General features: G+C 64.6%; 13 protein-coding genes and 1 rRNA gene. 8 read left to right on the top strand and 6 right to left on the bottom strand.

Translation table 11 applies throughout. From position 1 onward, the window contains the following. Both H607_RS0107230 and acnB read right to left on the bottom strand, forming a co-directional pair. Positions 1-175: ribosomal RNA gene (locus tag H607_RS0107230) — 16S ribosomal RNA — on the bottom strand; the annotation flags it as partial. Positions 176-576: 401 nt separating this feature from the next. Continuing rightward, a complete protein-coding gene (gene acnB, locus H607_RS0107225) occupies positions 577-3,174 on the bottom strand; it encodes a bifunctional aconitate hydratase 2/2-methylisocitrate dehydratase (RefSeq protein WP_028874882.1) in 2,598 nt (865 codons plus the stop codon). A gap of 244 nt (positions 3,175-3,418) precedes the next feature. On the opposite strand from acnB, the gene acnA reads away from it, so the two are divergent. From acnA to H607_RS0107205, 4 genes are read left to right on the top strand one after another with little or no spacing between them, the layout of a single operon-like run. Next, positions 3,419-6,136: an aconitate hydratase AcnA gene (gene acnA / locus H607_RS0107220; RefSeq protein WP_028874881.1), complete on the top strand. Its 2,718-nt coding sequence runs from the start codon at positions 3,419-3,421 to the stop codon at positions 6,134-6,136. Positions 6,137-6,193: 57 nt separating this feature from the next. Next, positions 6,194-6,577 carry a DUF6394 family protein gene (locus H607_RS0107215; protein ID WP_028874880.1) on the top strand — a complete coding sequence of 128 codons (384 nt, stop codon included), beginning with the start codon at positions 6,194-6,196 and terminating at the stop codon, positions 6,575-6,577. Between the two features lie 10 nt (positions 6,578-6,587). Then, positions 6,588-8,315, top strand: coding sequence for an NAD-binding protein (locus H607_RS0107210; RefSeq protein WP_051240746.1), 1,728 nt, complete (start codon positions 6,588-6,590; stop codon positions 8,313-8,315). A 2-nt stretch (positions 8,316-8,317) separates the two neighbouring features. After that, positions 8,318-9,169 (top strand): DUF4922 domain-containing protein, encoded by an 852-nt coding sequence (locus tag H607_RS0107205; RefSeq protein ID WP_028874878.1) that lies wholly within the window; start codon positions 8,318-8,320, stop codon positions 9,167-9,169. On the opposite strand, the gene trmB is transcribed toward H607_RS0107205, so the two are convergent. Continuing rightward, positions 9,128-9,829 carry a tRNA (guanine(46)-N(7))-methyltransferase TrmB gene (trmB, locus tag H607_RS0107200; protein WP_028874877.1) on the bottom strand — a complete coding sequence of 234 codons (702 nt, stop codon included), beginning with the start codon at positions 9,827-9,829 and terminating at the stop codon, positions 9,128-9,130. The genes H607_RS0107205 and trmB overlap by 42 nt on opposite strands. A gap of 133 nt (positions 9,830-9,962) precedes the next feature. Here trmB and rpmE point away from each other — a divergent pair, with 133 nt between their 5' ends. The 3 genes from rpmE to pgi all read left to right on the top strand — a co-directional run bounded on the left by rpmE (position 9,963) and on the right by pgi (position 13,551). Then, on the top strand, positions 9,963-10,181 hold the full coding sequence (rpmE, locus tag H607_RS0107195; protein WP_028874876.1) for a 50S ribosomal protein L31: 219 nt from the start codon (positions 9,963-9,965) through the stop codon (positions 10,179-10,181). 117 nt (positions 10,182-10,298) lie between these two features. Beyond that, complete coding sequence (locus H607_RS0107190) at positions 10,299-11,933, top strand: hypothetical protein (protein ID WP_028874875.1); 1,635 nt, start codon at positions 10,299-10,301, stop codon at positions 11,931-11,933. After that, positions 11,926-13,551 (top strand): glucose-6-phosphate isomerase, encoded by a 1,626-nt coding sequence (gene pgi / locus H607_RS12125; RefSeq protein WP_051240745.1) that lies wholly within the window; start codon positions 11,926-11,928, stop codon positions 13,549-13,551. The genes H607_RS0107190 and pgi overlap by 8 nt, the downstream gene beginning before the upstream one ends. Positions 13,552-13,560: 9 nt before the next feature. On the opposite strand, the gene orn is transcribed toward pgi, so the two are convergent. After that, positions 13,561-14,127: an oligoribonuclease gene (orn, locus tag H607_RS0107180; RefSeq protein WP_028874874.1), complete on the bottom strand. Its 567-nt coding sequence runs from the start codon at positions 14,125-14,127 to the stop codon at positions 13,561-13,563. A gap of 102 nt (positions 14,128-14,229) precedes the next feature. On the opposite strand from orn, the gene rsgA reads away from it, so the two are divergent. Continuing rightward, the gene (rsgA, locus tag H607_RS0107175; RefSeq protein WP_028874873.1) at positions 14,230-15,138 is read left to right on the top strand and encodes a ribosome small subunit-dependent GTPase A; all 909 of its coding nucleotides are present in this window, start codon (positions 14,230-14,232) and stop codon (positions 15,136-15,138) included. Positions 15,139-15,166: 28 nt separating this feature from the next. Here the strand turns inward: rsgA and H607_RS0107170 are convergent, their stop codons facing one another. Both H607_RS0107170 and H607_RS12120 read right to left on the bottom strand, forming a co-directional pair. Beyond that, positions 15,167-16,351, bottom strand: coding sequence for an acetyl-CoA C-acyltransferase family protein (locus H607_RS0107170; RefSeq protein ID WP_028874872.1), 1,185 nt, complete (start codon positions 16,349-16,351; stop codon positions 15,167-15,169). Positions 16,352-16,446: 95 nt separating this feature from the next. Further along, positions 16,447-17,079 (bottom strand): CoA pyrophosphatase, encoded by a 633-nt coding sequence (locus H607_RS12120; RefSeq protein ID WP_051240744.1) that lies wholly within the window; start codon positions 17,077-17,079, stop codon positions 16,447-16,449. Positions 17,080-17,272: the final 193 nt, after the last annotated feature.

Below are 17,272 nucleotides of genomic sequence, written 5' to 3'. Positions count from 1 at the left end.
CATGCGGTATTAGCCAGCCTTTCGGCCGGTTATCCCCCACTCCCGGGTACGTTCCGATGCATTACTCACCCGTTCGCCACTCGCCGGCACCCCGAAGGGCCCGCTGCCGTTCGACTTGCATGTGTAAGGCATGCCGCCAGCGTTCAATCTGAGCCAGGATCAAACTCTCAGGTTCAATCCAATAAAACCTCGCACGCATCACGCGATGCGCGTGCCAGCGCACCATACCCCGCGCCAACACCCACACCGCTCGACTGTCCCCAAATTCTTAAAGAACTCCTTCCAACACCCCGCACCACCTCAGCAGCGCGGCAGAACCAGCATTATTCCTGACTTCTTCACCGCAGTCAACCCCGGCAAGGTCCGCACCTTTCACACCACCGGGAATCGACCTGCGCCTCCCACTTCGGCCACACGACACCGGGGCCGCAGCAGGAGAGGGGCGCATTTTAGGCAATGGCAGCGATGAGCGCAAACAAGAAATTTTGATCGAATCCATAAAAAAACGGCACCCATGAGGGTGCCGTTCCAAGGATGATGCCTCCCTGCCTCGAGGAGCGGGGATTCGGTTCATGCTCAGACCGCAACGCTTTCAGCGACTTCGGCGAACTCAGGGATCTGGTCGAAGTTCATGTAGCGGTAGATCTCGTTCGCCTTGCTCGTCACCGGCTGCAGGTGCGCGAGGTATTCCTCCACCGTCGGGATGCGGCCGAGCAGCGCGCAGACCGCCGCGAGTTCGGCCGAGCCGAGATAGACGCGCGTATCCAGCCCGAGGCGGTTGGGGAAGTTGCGCGTCGAGGTCGACATCGCGGTGGCGCCGCGTTTGATCTGCGCCTGGTTGCCCATGCACAGGGAGCAGCCGGGGATCTCCATGCGGGCGCCGGCGCGGCCGAGGATGCCGTAGTAGCCTTCCTCACGCAGCATCATCTCGTCCATCTTGGTGGGCGGAGCGATCCACAGCCGCGTCGGGAGGTCGGTCTTGCCTTCGAGCACTTTGGCGGCGGCGCGGAAGTGGCCGATGTTGGTCATGCACGAGCCGATGAAGACTTCGTCGATCTTGTCTCCGGCGACTTCAGAGAGACGCTTGACGTCGTCGGGGTCGTTCGGACAGGCGACGATGGGCTCGGTGATCTCGGAGAGGTCGATTTCGATCACCGCGGCGTATTCGGCGTCCGGATCGCGCTCGAGCAGCTGCGGGTTTGCGATCCAGTCTTCCATCGCCTTGATGCGCCGCTCGAGGGTGCGGCGATCCTGATAGCCTTCGGCGATCATCCATTTGAGGAGCGCGATGTTCGAGCGCAGGTATTCGATGATCGGCTCCTTGTCGAGCTTGACCGTACAGGCGGCGGCGGAGCGCTCGGCGGAGGCATCGGAGAGCTCGAAGGCTTGCTCGACCTTGAGCTGCGGCAGCCCTTCGATCTCGAGGATGCGGCCGGAGAAGATGTTCTTCTTGCCCTTCTTCTCGACGGTGAGGAGCCCCTGCTGGATCGCGTAGTAGGGGATGGCGTTGACGAGGTCGCGCAGCGTGATGCCGGGCTGCATTTCGCCCTTGAACTTGACCAGCACCGATTCGGGCATGTCGAGCGGCATGGCGCCGGTGGCGGCGGCGAAGGCCACCAGCCCCGAACCGGCCGGGAAGGAGATGCCGATGGGGAAGCGGGTGTGCGAGTCGCCGCCGGTGCCGACAGTGTCGGGCAGCAGCATGCGGTTGAGCCAGGAGTGGATGACGCCGTCGCCCGGGCGCAGCGACACGCCGCCGCGCTCGGTGATGAATTTCGGCAGTTCGCGGTGCATCTTGACGTCGACGGGCTTGGGATAGGCGGCGGTGTGGCAGAAGGACTGCATCACGAGGTCGGCGGAGAAGCCGAGACAGGCGAGGTCCTTGAGCTCGTCGCGCGTCATGGGGCCGGTGGTGTCCTGCGAGCCAACGGTGGTCATGCGCGGTTCGCAATAGGTGCCGGGGCGCACGCCCTGTCCTTCGGGCAGACCGCAGGCGCGACCGACCATCTTCTGCGCCAGCGTGAAGCCCTTGCCGGTGTCCTTGGGCTGGTGCGGCAGACGGAAGAGCGTGCTCGGCGGCAGGCCCAGCGCCTCGCGCGCCTTGGCGGTGAGCCCACGGCCGATGATGAGCGGGATGCGGCCGCCGGCGCGTACTTCGTCGAGCAGCACCGGAGTTTTGAGGCGAGACTCGGCGATCAGCTCACCGTTCTTGTAGGCTTTGACTTCGGCCGTGTCGTGGTCGATGACGAGCTCGACCTCGTCGCCCATTTCCATTTTGCTGACGTCGATCTCGATGGGCAAGGCGCCGGCGTCTTCCTGGGTATTGAAGAAGATGGGGGCGATCTTGCCACCGAGGCAAATGCCGCCGTAGCGCTTGTTGGGTACGAAGGGGATGTCTTGGCCGGTCCACCAGATCACGGAGTTGGTGGCGGACTTGCGCGAGGAGCCGGTGCCGACGACGTCGCCGACGTAGGCTACGACATTGCCCTTCTTCTTGAGTTCTTCGATGAGGCGGATCGGGCCGCGCTGGCCGGGCTCGTCCGGTTCGATGCCGGGGCGGGGATTCTTGAGCATCGCCAGCGCGTGCAACGGAATGTCGGGGCGCGACCAGGCGTCCGGCGCGGGGGAGAGGTCGTCGGTGTTGGTCTCGCCGGGCACTTTGAAGACGGTGATCTTGATGCGCTCGGGCACGGGGAGGCGGGAGGTGAACCATTCGCCTTCGGCCCAGGAGCGCAGCACGGCCTGGGCGTTGGCGTTGCCCTGGTCGGCTTTTTCCTTCACGTCATGGAAATAGTCGAACACCAGGAGCGTCTTCTTCAGCCCTTCGGCGGCGATGGGGCCGACGAGCGCGTCGTCGAGCAAGTCGATCAGGGGCTGGACGTTGTAGCCGCCCAGCATGGTGCCGAGCAGCTCGGTGGCACGCTCGCGCGATAGCAGCGAATTTTTCTCCTCGCCCTTGGCCACGCGCGCGAGGAATTCGGCCTTGACCTTGGCGGCGTCGTCGACGCCGGGAGGCACGCGCTGTTCGAGCAACTCGAGCAGAAAAGCCTCTTCGCCGGCGGGCGGATGGCGCAGTAGCTCGACGAGCTGCTCGGTTTGTTCTTTCGACAGCGGGAGGGGCGGGATGCCGAGCGCGGCGCGTTCGGCGGCATGGGCACGATAGGCTTCTAGCACGACGATCACCTCATCTGGGTTTGAGCAAAGACCGCGAGAAACGGACAGGTTCGATATTATATGTCTTTTATAAGACCTAAGCGTCCCCCGGTTCATTGTACCAAAGGGCAAGGCGCAAAAAACCCTCGATCGGAACGATAATTCACTTCGATCGCCCCTTGGACGGCAATCGGGTCGAAGATGTTCTAGACTATTGCCAGACGGCGAAACCGTTTCGACAAGCGTTTTTCATAGGAGGTGTCCGATGTCCGTTGCTGCCGCTACGCTCAAGACCTTCCACATCCCGGGCGTCGGGACGGGGAAATTCCACGATCTCCAGGCGCTGGAAGCGCTCGGTATCGGCTCGGTGAAACGCTTGCCGGTATCGATCCGTCTGGTGCTGGAATCGCTCGTGCGCAATTGCGACGGGGTACGCGTCGAAGAACACCACGTGCGCGAACTCGCCAACTGGCAGCCACAAGGGAAACGCACCGACGAGATTCCCTTCGTCGTCGCCCGGGTGGTGCTACAGGATTTCACCGGCGTGCCGCTGCTGTGCGACCTGGCGGCGATGCGCTCGACGGCGGCCGAAATGGGGAAAAATCCCAAAGCGATCGAGCCGCTCGTGCCCGTCGATCTGGTGGTCGACCATTCCGTGCAGGTGGATTATTACGGCACGCCGGATGCGCTGCGCAAAAACATGGAGCTGGAGTTCGCACGCAACCGCGAGCGCTATCAGTTCATGAAGTGGGGCATGCAGGCGTTCGACACCTTCCGCGTCATCCCGCCGGGCGTCGGCATCATCCACCAGGTCAACCTCGAATACCTCTTCCGCGGCGTGCGTCGGCAGGATACGCCCGAAGGCCCCGTCTATTATCCCGACACGCTGGTGGGCACCGATAGCCATACGACCATGATCAATGCCGTGGGCGTGGTCGGCTGGGGGGTAGGCGGAATCGAGGCCGAGGCGGCCATGCTCGGACAGCCGATGTATTTCCTCACTCCTGACGTGGTCGGGGTGGAACTGGTCGGCTCGCTCCCCGAAGGGGTCACCGCCACCGACCTCGTGCTCACCATCACCGAGATGCTGCGCAAGGCAAAAGTGGTCGGGCAGTTCGTGGAATTCTTCGGCGAGGGGGCTGCGGGCCTGAGCGTGCCCGATCGTGCCACCATCGCCAACATGGCTCCCGAATACGGTGCGACCATGGGTTTCTTCCCGGTGGACGAAAAGACGGTGGAGTACCTGCGTGCGACTGGCCGTACCGAGGAAGAGATCGCTGCCTTCGAAGCCTACTTCCGCGCCCAGAATCTCTTCGGGATGCCGCGCGCGGGCGAGATCGACTATACGCGCACGCTGAAGCTCGACCTCTCCACGGTACGCGCCTCGCTCGCCGGCCCGAAACGCCCGCAGGATCGCATCGAGCTGCAGGCGATGAAAACGAATTTCGAGATGCTTTTCTCCAAACCGGTGAGCGAGAACGGCTTCGGCAAGCCGGCCGAGGAGCTCGGCAAACGCTACCCCGTGCCGGGGCGCGAAGGGCTCACCCTCGGACACGGCGACGTGCTCATCGCCGCGATCACCTCCTGCACCAACACGAGCAACCCGGCAGTGCTCATCGCCGCAGGGTTGCTAGCGAAAAAAGCGGTCGAAAAAGGGTTGAGCGTGGCGCCGCACATCAAGACCTCGCTCGCGCCCGGTTCTCGCGTGGTCACCGAATATCTGCAGAAAGCGGGCCTGCTCGATCCGCTCGCCAAGCTCGGATTTGCGCTGGCCGGCTACGGCTGTACGACCTGCATCGGTAACGCCGGGGATCTCGCCCCCGAGCTCAACCAAGCGATCACGCAGAACGATCTGGTGGTGGCGGCAGTGCTCTCGGGTAACCGCAACTTCGAGGCGCGCATCCACCCCAACATCCGGGCGAACTACCTCGCCTCGCCGCCCTTGGTGGTGGCCTTCGCCATCGCCGGACGGGTGAACGTCGATCTCACGAGCGAGCCGCTGGGCATGGGGTCGGATGGAAAACCGGTCTATCTGCGCGACATCTGGCCGAGCAGCGAGGAGATCCACGCCATCCTGCCCTACGCCAACGATCCGGAGGTTTTCCGGCGCCTGTATCGTGATTTCACCAAGGATCACGACCTATGGAATTCTATCCCGGCACCCACGGGCGAGGTCTATGACTGGCCGAAGTCGACCTACATCGCCCGCCCGCCTTTCTTCGATCGTTTCTCCATGCAGCCGCCGGGCGTGCAGCCGATCACGGGCGCCAAGGCCCTCCTGCTGCTGGGCGACTCGGTGACCACCGACCATATTTCTCCAGCTGGTTCGATCCCCGAGAATTCTCCCGCGGGTCAATGGCTCAAGGCACACGGCGTCGAGCGCAAGGACTTCAACTCCTATGGAGCGCGACGTGGCAACCACGAGGTGATGGTGCGCGGCACGTTTGCCAACGTCCGACTGAAGAACCTGATGTTGCCGCCCAAACCCGACGGCAGCCGCATCGAAGGGGGCTATACGCTGCTCGATGGCCAGCAAACCACCGTCTATGAGGCGGCCATGGCCTACCGCGAGCGCGGCATCCCCACGGTGGTCTTCGCCGGCGAGGAGTACGGTACCGGTTCTTCGCGCGACTGGGCAGCCAAGGGAACGATGCTGTTGGGCATTCGGGCGGTGATCGCCCGCAGCTTCGAGCGCATCCACCGCTCCAACCTCGTGGGCATGGGCGTGCTGCCTTTGCAATTCCTGGGCGAGGATTCCTGGCAGAAGCTGGGCATCGACGGTTCCGAGACTTTCGACATCCTGGGGCTCGATGAAGCACGGCTCGCACCCCAGCAGCAGCTCAGCTTGCGCATTCGCCGGGCCGACGGCAGCACGCAAGACGTGCCGGTGCTCTCGCGCATCGACACGCCGATCGAGGTGGAGTACTACCGCCACGGCGGTATCCTCCCCTACGTGCTACGCCAAATTCTGGCGCGCGCCTGAGTCCGATCTGCCCACCCCCCGCCCCCAGGCGGGGGCTCCTTTTCGGTAGGAGCTGCCGTGAACCCGGAAAAAGTCGTCTTCGGCTTCTTCATCCTGTTGGCCGCCACCCTCAACTTTGGCTTTTTCATCGGTGACATCGCCACGGCCGCCTACCACGACGTCTATGAGCTCTTCGCCGCGCTGGTCGTGAGTCTGATCGCCACCATCCTGAAACTGGGCGATCGCACACAGATCGGGGCGGTGCACCTCGCTACTTCGCTCGTGGCCGACTTGCAGCTGATCACCGCCGCCATCGTCTGGGCCTATGCCGAGCATGCCACCGCGGCCGGACTCACGCCGGAGATGGTCGCCCGCATCGTCTCGCTCTCGGGCGGGGCCTTGCTCGCCAACCTCGTGTCGGTCACCATCTTGGTAGCCGAGACGCTGATGCAACGCCGTTGAGCCTTCGCCCATGAACGTCGAAGGGCTAGACCGAAATTTCAGCGTGATCCTGCTGGTTTTACGGCGGCTACGCGGTCCCCTGATCCTGATGGTCACCCTCTTCGCTCTGTCGGTATTGGGTATGGCGCTCGCCCCCGGTCCGCCCGACGCCGAAGGTCGACCGACGCATCTGAGCCTCTTTCACGCGTTCTACTTCGTGAGCTACACCGCCACGACCATCGGGTTCGGCGAAGTTCCCGAGGCATTCTCCGATGCGCAGCGTCTGTGGGCCATCGCCGTCATTTACCTGAGCGTGCTTTCCTGGGCCTACCTGCTCAAGCAGGCGGTCACCCTGATGCAGGACGAAGCCCTGCGCCGGGCAGTGGCTGCCCTCACCTTCGCGCGTCGGGTACGGCGGCTACGCCATCCTTTCGTGCTGATCGCCGGTTTCGGCGAAACCGGAGTGCAACTCGCCCGGGCACTGGATCGTGAGGGCATCGCGGCGGTGGCGCTCGACCTCGATCCCAAAAAAGTCGAGCGCGCGGAGATGATGGACTTTTCCCAGCCGCCGATCACCCTAGCGGCGGATGCAGGCGATCCGAACGTGCTGCTTGCCGCCGGTTTGCGCCAGCCGCGATGCGCTGCCGTGGCGGCCATGACCGACGACGACGCGGCCAACCTCGCCGTGGCTGCAACCCAACGGTTGCTCGCACCCCGCCTGCCTTCGGTCTGCCGTGCCGAACACGACGCCACGGTGGCCAACATGGCCGCGTTTGCCGCAACGGCGATCATCGATCCCTTCCATGTCTTTCAAAACGACCTGGCGCTCGCTCTCGAGCATCCGGCTGCCTGGCGGGTGCGCCAACTGTTGCTCGACATGCCGCTCGACGAGATTCGCACCGAGCGTTCGCCTCCGCGTGGTCAATGGATCATCTGCGGCGCGGGCCGTCTGGGGAAAGCGGCCCAGGCGGCCCTACGCGGCAGCGACCTGGAGCTGGTGGTGGTCGACCGCACGGCAACGGGCACGGAGCACTCCGCGCGCTGGATTGCCGGCGATGCCACCCAGGCGGAAGTCCTGCGTCAGGCAGGCATCGACACGGCCGCAGGCATAGTGGCCGCCACCGCCAACGACGTCGACAACCTTGCCATCGTCGTCACTGCCCGTCGCCTCAACCCCTTGCTCTACACCATCGTACGGCAGAACCGACGGCGCAACGAAGCGCTCTTTTCCGCCTTTCACTACGACCTGCGCGTGGTGCCGCGCCACCTCGTCGCCGCCGAGGCGCTCGCCTGGTTGCGCTTGCCGGAACTGCCCGCCTTCCTGGCCTGGCTTGCAAACGCCCCACCAACGCTCACGGAGGATGTGCAGCAGACGCTGCTGCACCTGCGTCGGCATGGCCCCTTGCGCAACCTGAAGATCGCAGTTTTGCCGAAAACCGCTCCTGCGTTGTGGCATGCGCTGTCCCAAGACCCGGGGATCACGCTCGAGCGGCTGCTGCGTTCGCCGTCCCGCTGGCCCGAACCACTGGCGCTACGGGTACTGGCGCTAGAGCGCGAGGGGCACTGGCACCCTTTACCCGAACCGGCGACGCCGTTGCGCCGGGGCGATACGCTGCTGGTGAGCGGTACCGCCGCGGCGCTCGCCGACCTGAAAGAGATCTGCGGCTACGAACCGACGCTGCATTACGTGCTCGAAGGCCGTGAACGGGCGCAGACCTGGCTGGGACGCTGGTGGGAGAGCCGCACGCGGGGAGCCTGAACATGGAACGATGGAGTGAACGTATCCGCGCGGTTGCCGAACGGGCATTGGCTCGTGGCGCCCTGGAGCCGATCATCACGGAAACGCTCGAGCAGTACCAGCACGGATTCCCCTTCGTGCTGCGCTGGGTCTCGACGCTAGCGCGCAAACCGCGCCCCGCGAGCGAACGAGCGTCGAAGGTGCGCAATCCCTTCTTGCCCCCCGAACCGGAACTCACGGTCGGGGCACTGGGGACTCGGCACTTGGTGGTACTCAACAAATATCCCGTCTTCTCTGACCACGTCCTCATCGTCACGCGCGACTTCGAGCCGCAGACAGCGCCGCTTTCCGGCGACGATTTCCGCGCCTGGCATGCGCTGCTCGCCGAAGGGGGACTGGGGTTTTACAACGGCGGCGAGATCGCCGGGGCAAGCCAGCCGCACCGTCATCTGCAGTGGATCCCGGACGGACATCTGGGAGAAGAACAACTGGGCGTTTTCTTGCCCGGAGGCAAAACCGGCTGGGCGGCACTTCCATGGGCAGCCTGGCGCGAGCCGCTACCCCTGCACGCCGAAGACACCGACTGGGGCGCGGCGGCCCATCGTGCCTACTGCACCGCGCTGGCCGCGATGGGATGGAGCCCCGGTGCGTCTCAGCTACCGCCCTACGACCTCCTGTTGCGGCTCGACCGCCTGTTCTTCATTCCGCGGCGAGTCGAACGGCTCGCCGGCGTGTCGGTCAACGCGCTGGGCTACGCTGGCTCGCTCTTTGCCGCCTCCCCCGAAAAACTGCGCGCGCTCGCCGCGCTCGATCTCGTCGAAGGACTATGTACCCTAGGCTGGCCTCGTGCCGAGCTCGCCTCGGGCAAACGCTGAGAGGTCGGCGGTGACTCGCCACAGCGTCTGCCCCGAATCCCTGTACTTGCGCTCGAAAGGCGTCATCGGCTCCTCGGGCACGAATGGGGTACATTCGCCCTGTACCCCGGAAAGTGCCAGCGCGGCGGTGAGCTCGCGGGCATAGACCGACCAGTTGGTGCGGCACTCGAAGCGTCCGCCGAGTTGCAGGACGGCAGGCCAAACCGGATGCGCATACCAGCGCCGCCCGATGTGCCCGATCTTGGGCCAGGGGTTGGGATAGAGCCACCAATGCTCGCGTACCGGAACGCCGGCCTCCAGCGCCATGCGCCAGAAGTCGATCACGTCGGCGCGCACGAAGCGCAGATTCTCGGGCCAGGCCGTGCGTGGATAGGGTTTTTGCCGGGATAGCCGCTCTTGGGATTGATCCACGCCGACCACGAAAGCCTCAGGGCTGCGCCGCGCCAGCAGGATCGTCGACCACCCCACGCCGCAGCCGGAATCGAGGATCCAGGGCGAGCGCCCGTCCCAAGCGGCGAGCGTCTCTTCGAAGGCGGCAAGGTTGTACGGCGCATAGGGTTTGCGAAAAGGGTGGGCGAGATGGCGGAGCACGAGTTCGGGCAGGCGCTCGTGGACCTCGGCCTGGGCGCTCGTGGGGATGCGGGAAATGCCGTAACTCATGGGCCTCGATCGCAAAGAAAGGGGGATTTTAACGAAAACCCTCTTGCCCGTGCCGGGTCGTTCGGCGATAATTCACGTTTCCCCAAGCAAAAGGATGGCCAAATCCGCCATCCGCCCGATATCGAGGTGCCCCATGAAAGAAAACATCCATCCGAATTATGCCGAAGTTCAAGTGACTTGTTCCTGCGGCAATTCCTTCGTGACGCGTTCCACCATCGGCAAGCCGGCGCTGCACGTGGAAGTGTGCTCCGAATGCCATCCCTTCTACACCGGCAAACAGAAGATCGTCGACACGGCCGGCCGCGTCGAACGGTTCCGTCAAAAATACGGCAATTTGGCCAACCGCGGCTGAAATTACCGAGGGATGTTGCGCAAGAAGGGCGGCCTTGCCGCCCTTTTTCATTGACTCCGTCACGCCCGGCGACGGGGAGCGACTATAATCGCCTCTTCCGCAACGAGTGGCAATGGCATGTTTTTCGACCCGCGTCCGGTTCCGCCGTGGCAACGACGACTCTACGGAAAATGGGGGTTGGTGGCGCTCCTGGCCACCTTCCTCCTGGTCGGGACCACGGGGCACGATCCTTGGCGAGGAATCGACCTGCGCCATTTCTTCGTCGCCTGGCAGGTGCTCCAAGGCGAATGGCTATTACCCCCTGCTCTGGTGGATGGTACCGTCCCGACCGCCGGTCCGCTCTACTATTGGGTGGCGGCACTCCTGGGCCTCGTGCTCGAACCCTTGGGCCTGGCGCCACACGATGCCACCCGCTTGGCCTCGCCGCTTTTTTTGCTCTGTACCTTACTGTGCCTAGGTGCTGCGTCGCTCTCCTGGTGTGGCAAACCCTGGCACGCGGGCGTGATGCTCGTGGGGATCGGGACGCTTGGCTGGATACTCGATGCGCATCAGCATCAAGCGCTGCTCGCCTCTGCCACTGCGATCGGCCTGGCGCTTGCTGCCGCAAGTTGGCGACACATACACCCGGCGAAGGCCTGGATCGCTGCCTGTGTCGCCATGACGGCCGGCTTTCTCGCCCAAGGGTTTGCGCTCCTGCTCGTCCTGGCCGTTCCCTGGTTGGCCAGCTGGCCGGGGAAAAGGATCGAGGCACGGCAACGCCTGCCCCTGCTCATTGTGACCGTGGCGATTTTTTCCCTCCCCGTGCTGTGGTTCGTCGCTGTCTGGCACCGCACCGAAGGCGGGACCTGGCTCTCGCTGCAGGCACCGCACTTGACGTGGGAGTTCATCACCTCCAGCCTCGTCGATGGCGGGCGCGACGCCGTCTGGGTAACCTGGCCCTTGTGGTTGTTGGCATTGTGGCCACTGCGCCGGGCTACCAATGGCAACGGCTCCGATGCCCGCCAAATGGCCATCGCCTGGGGCATGATCGCAGCGGGTCTCGTCGTCGTGGCTGCCTGGCCTCCCAGCAATCCCAGCGACCTCCTGGTCCTCTTGCCGCCCCTCACCCTGCTGGCAACGGAACGGCTGCGACGCATGCCCGTCGGTGCCCGGGCAGCCTTCTCGTGGTTCTCGGCAGCCACGGTGCTGAGCCTCGTCGTCTTCGCCGGCCTCGCCTGGAGTGCCTGGAACCTCGACTGGCCTCCGGGTCTGGCACGGCACATGGTGCGCGTCGCCCCCGATTTCGAGATGAGCGGTTCGCTGTGGCGCATGGGGTCGGCTACCGCCGTACTGCTTGCTTGGTTCGTTCTCGCGGTAATGACTCCAGCATCACCCTTGAGACCCGCAATCCATTGGGCGCTCGGCGTTACCTTGGCCTGGGTGGTCATGGTCTTGCTGCTCGAGCCTTGGTTCGAACATACGCGCAATCTGCGGCCAATCGTCGAGCAGATGCAGGAAGCGCTGCACGATCGCGCCCCTGCCTGTGTTTCCGTACCGACACGAGAAGCCGACGTGCGGGCGGCGCTCGTCTATTTCGGAGGCATTCCGGCGACGCTGAAAGAGGGCTGTCCCGTCCGTTTCGCCCGCCTGCGTGGCGCCCAAACCCTGCCCACCGACGGCAGCATCCTCTGGTCGGCGACGCGCGGCCAGGGAAAACGCCAGGAATACTGGCTCCTGCTGGACAACGAACGAGCGAGATCCCCCCATGACTGATTCCCTTCCCCCTTTCGTCGCCCCCGAGCAGACCCCCGAATGGGCCGAACTGCTTGCCTCGGCCGATGCCTGGGTGGCGCGCCGCATCACGGACGCGTTTGCCGTCGATGCCACGCGGGTCGATGCGCTCTCGCTGCCGGCAGGCGCCTTGTGGCTCGACGCGAGCAAGCAGGCGTGGGACGCCGATGTGCTCGCACGGCTCCTCGCGCTCGCCAAAGCAGTCCGCTTGCCCGACGGAATCGAAGCGCTCTTCGCCGGCGCCGAGGTCAACTTCACCGAGCACCGGCCGGCGTTGCACATGGTCTGTCGCGGCGGCGCGGCCGTACCGCCTCCCGATCGGGAGCGATTCACCGCAACGGAAGCACACCTGGAAGCGCTCACCTCGGCCTTTCACCAAGGCGAGCTGCGTGGTGCCACGGGCGCGAGGCTCGATCACGTCGTCAACCTTGGCATCGGCGGTTCGGACCTAGGGCCACGGCTCGTCTGCGAGGCACTCTCTCATCTCGAGCCGCCACGCCATGGGGTGCGATTCGTCGCCAATCTCGACCCAGGCGATTTCAACACGACGGTGCGCGGGCTCGAGGCGGCGCGCACGCTCTTCGTCGTCTCTTCCAAGAGTTTCGGCACCGCCGAGACGCTCGCCAACCTCGAACGCGCGCGGGCGTGGCTCGCCAGGGAACTGGGAACGCACGAAACGGCGGCGCATTTCCTCGCCATCACCTCCAATCCGGACAAGGCCAGGGCGTTGGGCTTTGCAGCGGAGCGCATCCTGTGGCTCCCCCCTTGGGTAGGAGGGCGCTATTCGCTATGGTCGGCCGTGGGCTTGCCGGTAGCGCTCGCCTTCGGCTGGGCGCGTTTCCTCGAACTGCGCGCCGGGGCGCGCCGCATGGACCAACATTTCCGCACGGCGCCGCTCGAACGCAATCTGCCGGTGTGGCTCGGATTGCTCGGTCTGTGGAATGCGAGCCTGCTCGATGTTTCTTCCTGCGCCGTGCTTCCTTACGATCAGGGGCTCGCCTGGTTTCCCGCCTGGCTGCAGCAACTGGAAATGGAGAGCAACGGCAAGCGCTGTCGGCGCGACGGCTCGCTCGTGCCCTATCCCACCGCGGCCGTCGTCTGGGGCATGAATGGCACCCTGGGGCAACACGCCTTCCACCAGCTCTTCTATCAAGGCACGCGGCGGCTCACGCTGGACTTCATCGTGCCGCTGCCCCGCCCGCTCGATGCCGGACGGCGGGCGTTGGCGCAACACGCCCTCGCGCAGGCAGGCGCTTTGCTCGCCGGACGCACGCGCGAGGAGGCGCGCGCGGCGCTGCGGGCGCAGGGCTTGTCTCCCGCCGAGATCGAGGCGCTCGCGCCGCACCATGAAATTCCCGGTAACCGCCCGAGCTCCGTCTTGCTCACCGACGGCTGGAATGCCGGCGTGCTCGGGGAGCTACTCGCCGCTTACGAGCACGCCACTTTCGTGCGCGGCTGGATCTGGGGGATCGATCCGTTCGATCAATACGGCGTGGAGCTGGGGAAGGAACTGGCACGCACGCTCGCTGCCGGAGGCACGCTCGCCGGTTTCGACCCCTCCACGCGCGCACTCGCCGCCCGGCTGGATGCGCACCGCTGAAACGGGTGTTCAGTTTTCGGGGAGCCGCAGGAAAGACGCCCGATAGCGGCGCAGCTCTTCGATCGACTCATGGACGTCGGCAAGCGCCGTGTGTTTGCTCTCTTTCTCCCAGCCTTGCAAGATTGCAGGCGCCCAGCGGCGCGCGAGCTCTTTGAGCGTGGAAACGTCCAGATTGCGATAGTGGAACCAGGCCTCCAGCCGCGGCATGTAACGGTAGAGGAAACGCCGGTCCTGGCAGATGGTGTTGCCGCACATGGGGCTCGAACGAGGCGGCAACCAAGGCCGTAGAAATTCGAGCAGCATTGCCTCTGCCTCGGCCTCGTCGATGCGCGAAGCGCGCACCCGCTCGATCAGGCCCGAAGCCCCGTGCGTCTTCTGGTTCCATTCGTCCATCGCGGCGAGCACTTCGTCGCTTTGGTGCACCGCGATCACCGGCGCTTCGGCGAGCACATTCAAATCGTTGTCCGTGACCACGATCGCGATCTCGAGGATGCGGTCGTGATCGGGATCGAGACCGGTCATCTCTAGGTCGAGCCAGACCAGTTTGCTTGAGGGCGCGTCGTTCTTCTCGCTCATGCGGTTTTCCTTTCTCCGAGGGATGGGTGCGTTATACTGCCACGGCCGCGTACCCGATGGCGATCCTCACTCTTATTTTTCCGTATCTTTCGTATTCCGCCCATGGACGAAGCCTTCCTTGCCACCGTCGTCGCCGCCCACGGCCGCAGCTACGAGCTCGCCCGGGAGATTCCCTGGCACGAACCGCCCTGGCACGCAGTCACGCGTGGCAAGCGCCACGACTATGCGTGTGGCGACGTGGTCGAAGCACGTGCCACGGCTCCCGGCCAAGCGGTGATCGAACGGCATCGGCCGCGATCCTCGCTCTTCTGGCGGGCCGATGGGGTGCGGCAGAAGCTGATCGCCGCCAACGTCGATCAGGTCGTCATCGTCACCGCGGTCGCCCCCCCCTTCTCACCCGAGCTGGTGACGCGCTGCCTCGTGGCTGCCGAACACCAGGGAATCGAAGCGAGCATCGTGCTCAACAAGTGTGATCTCGCAGACGGCCTGAATGCAGCACGCGCGCAGCTCGAGCCTTTTCGCGCCGCAGGCTATCGGGTGCTCGAGCTCTCGGCCAAACGGGACGTCTCCCCCCTCGAGCCCCGTTTGTCCCAGAGAAAATCCCTTCTCGTCGGGCAATCGGGAATGGGGAAGTCGACTCTCGTCAATGCCTTGGTGCCAGATGCCCGGGCACGTACGGGCGAAATCTCGCGCGCCCTCGACGCAGGGCGGCATACCACCACCGACGCACGGCTCTACCCTTATCGTGGAGGGTGGCTCATCGACAGCCCCGGTCTGCAGACTTTCGGTTTGGCCCACGTGCCGCTGGAGGCCCTAGACGCCTGTTTCCCTGAGCTGCGTCCAGCCTTGGGTGAATGCCGTTTCCGTGATTGCCGTCATGACGCTGAACCGGGGTGTGCCCTGCGCGCGCTGGCCGAGCATGGGGCGATCAGCGCCGAACGTTGGCAGCACTACCGCCGCATCCGCGCCGAACTCGAGGCGCTGACGCGGCGGTCCAGGGCGGGCAAGTAAACACCTTGCCCACGGCCCATGCCCGAGATCAGAGGCGCTCGAAGATCACCGTCAGACCTTGACCGCCGCCGATGCACATGGTCACCAGGGCGTAGCGTCCGCCGATACGATGCAGTTCATGGATCGCCTTGGTGGCGATGATCGCGCCGGTCGCGCCCACCGGGTGCCCCAGGGCGATGGCCCCACCATTGGGGTTGGTCTTGGCCGGATCGAGACCGAGCCCTTTCATGACCGCCAGCGCCTGAGCGGCGAAGGCCTCGTTCGACTCGATCACGTCCATGTCTTCGAGCTTGAGGCCGGTCTTTTCCAGTGCTTTCTTGGTGGCCGGGATCGGACCCTCGCCCATGATGTCGTTGGGCACCCCCGCCACGGCGTAGCCGACGATGCGCGCGAGCGGCTTGAGTCCTTTGCGTTCGGCCGCTTTGGCGTCGGCAAGCACGAGGAAGGAAGCCGCATCGTTGATCCCGGAGGCGTTACCCGCGGTGACCGTGCCGTCTTTCTTAAACGCCGGCTTGAGCTTGGCGAGGCTCTCCATCGTCGTGTTGGGCTTGGGATGTTCATCGACTTCGAACACCACGTCGCCCTTGCGCGTCTTGATCGTCACCGGCACGATCTGAGAGCGGAAGCGCCCTTCTTCGATCGCACGCGCGGCGCGGCGCTGCGACTCCAGCGCGAAGGCGTCCTGCTCTTCCCGTGTGACCCCCCACTTGACGGCGAGATTCTCCGCCGTGATGCCCATGTGGCCGACACCGAAGGGATCGGTGAGCACCGCCACCATCGCGTCGATCATGGTGGTATCACCCATACGCGCGCCGTTGCGCATCGTCGGGGAAAGGTAGGCCCCGCGCGACATCACCTCCACGCCGCCGCCCACGCCCATGACCGCATCGCCGAGCATGATGTTTTGCGCCGTGGTGACGATCCCCTGCAGACCGGAAGAACACAGGCGGTTGACCTGCATCGCCACCGAGCTCATCGGCAGCCCCGCCTGGATGGACGCCACACGCGGGACGTAGGCATAGCGTGACTCCGTCGGGATGCAGTTGCCGACCGTGACGTATTCGACTTCGTTGGGATCGACGCCCGAGCGCTCGATCGCCGCCTTCATCACCTGCCCGGCGAGTTCGGCCGGCTCGATCTGCGACAGGGTCCCGCCAAAGGTCCCGATGGCGGAACGTACGGCGCTCAATACCACGACGTCCTTGTTCGACATAGCCTCTCTCCTTGCTGGTCAGTGAATGAAACGGTTCCATCGGCAAAACCCATGATACGACGAAAGTGTGACGCTTGTCACCTCGCAGGTCATACTCATCCTTCTTTACCACGAAGTAATTCGAGGAACATGCGCAGCATGGCCGCCGTCGCTCCCCAGATGAAATACTGTCGCCAAGGAACGGCCCAATAGTGACGACGTCCCGCACCGTATTCCAGCGAGTGACGTACGTAGCGGCGCGGATCGAGCACGTGCGCCAAGGGCACGGTGAAGACTTCTGCCACCTCGAAGGGATCCGGTCGCAGCTCACCCGGGTCCTCCACCCAACCCACGAGCGGCGTGATGCGGTAGCCGGTGATGGTGATGTATGGCGGCATCGCACCCAACACCTGTACCCGCTGCGGCGCAAGCCCGATCTCTTCCTCGGTTTCGCGCAGAGCGGCCTCTACCGGCCCGGGATCTTCGGGCTCCAGTCGTCCGCCGGGGAAACTGATCTGACCGGGATGATGGACGAGGTGCGGCGTGCGGCGCGTGAGCAACACTCGAGGGCCCTCTTCGCTGGGCACCAGGGGAGCGAGTACTGCCGCGGGCCAGCGGACCTCGCGAGCCCCTTCGTCACCTGCAGCAAGATCAAGAGACCGACTCGCCGCCCGCTGCAGGCGCTCGGCGATGCGCTCACGCAGCCGTTCGGGCGAGGAAAGCAGATCCAAGAGTTCATCATCGCGCATCGGTTCATTGTGGCACAAAAAAACGGGAGGCTCGACGTCGACTTCAGCAAAAATTATTTGACCAACCGGTCGGTTTATTTTATTATTCCTTGATCCAGATCAAACTCTGCCGTGAAAAGCTGCAGTACATTCACGGTACGCGAACGGCTTCGATCATGTTGAAGCCGATCCGCGAACGATCCGGATGGACGTC

This window comes from Tepidiphilus margaritifer DSM 15129 (assembly GCF_000425565.1).
Classification (GTDB): Bacteria; Pseudomonadota; Gammaproteobacteria; order Burkholderiales; family Rhodocyclaceae; genus Tepidiphilus; species Tepidiphilus margaritifer.
Note: the sequence above shows the minus strand (reverse complement) of the source record. Positions and strands in the feature narration are given on the sequence as shown.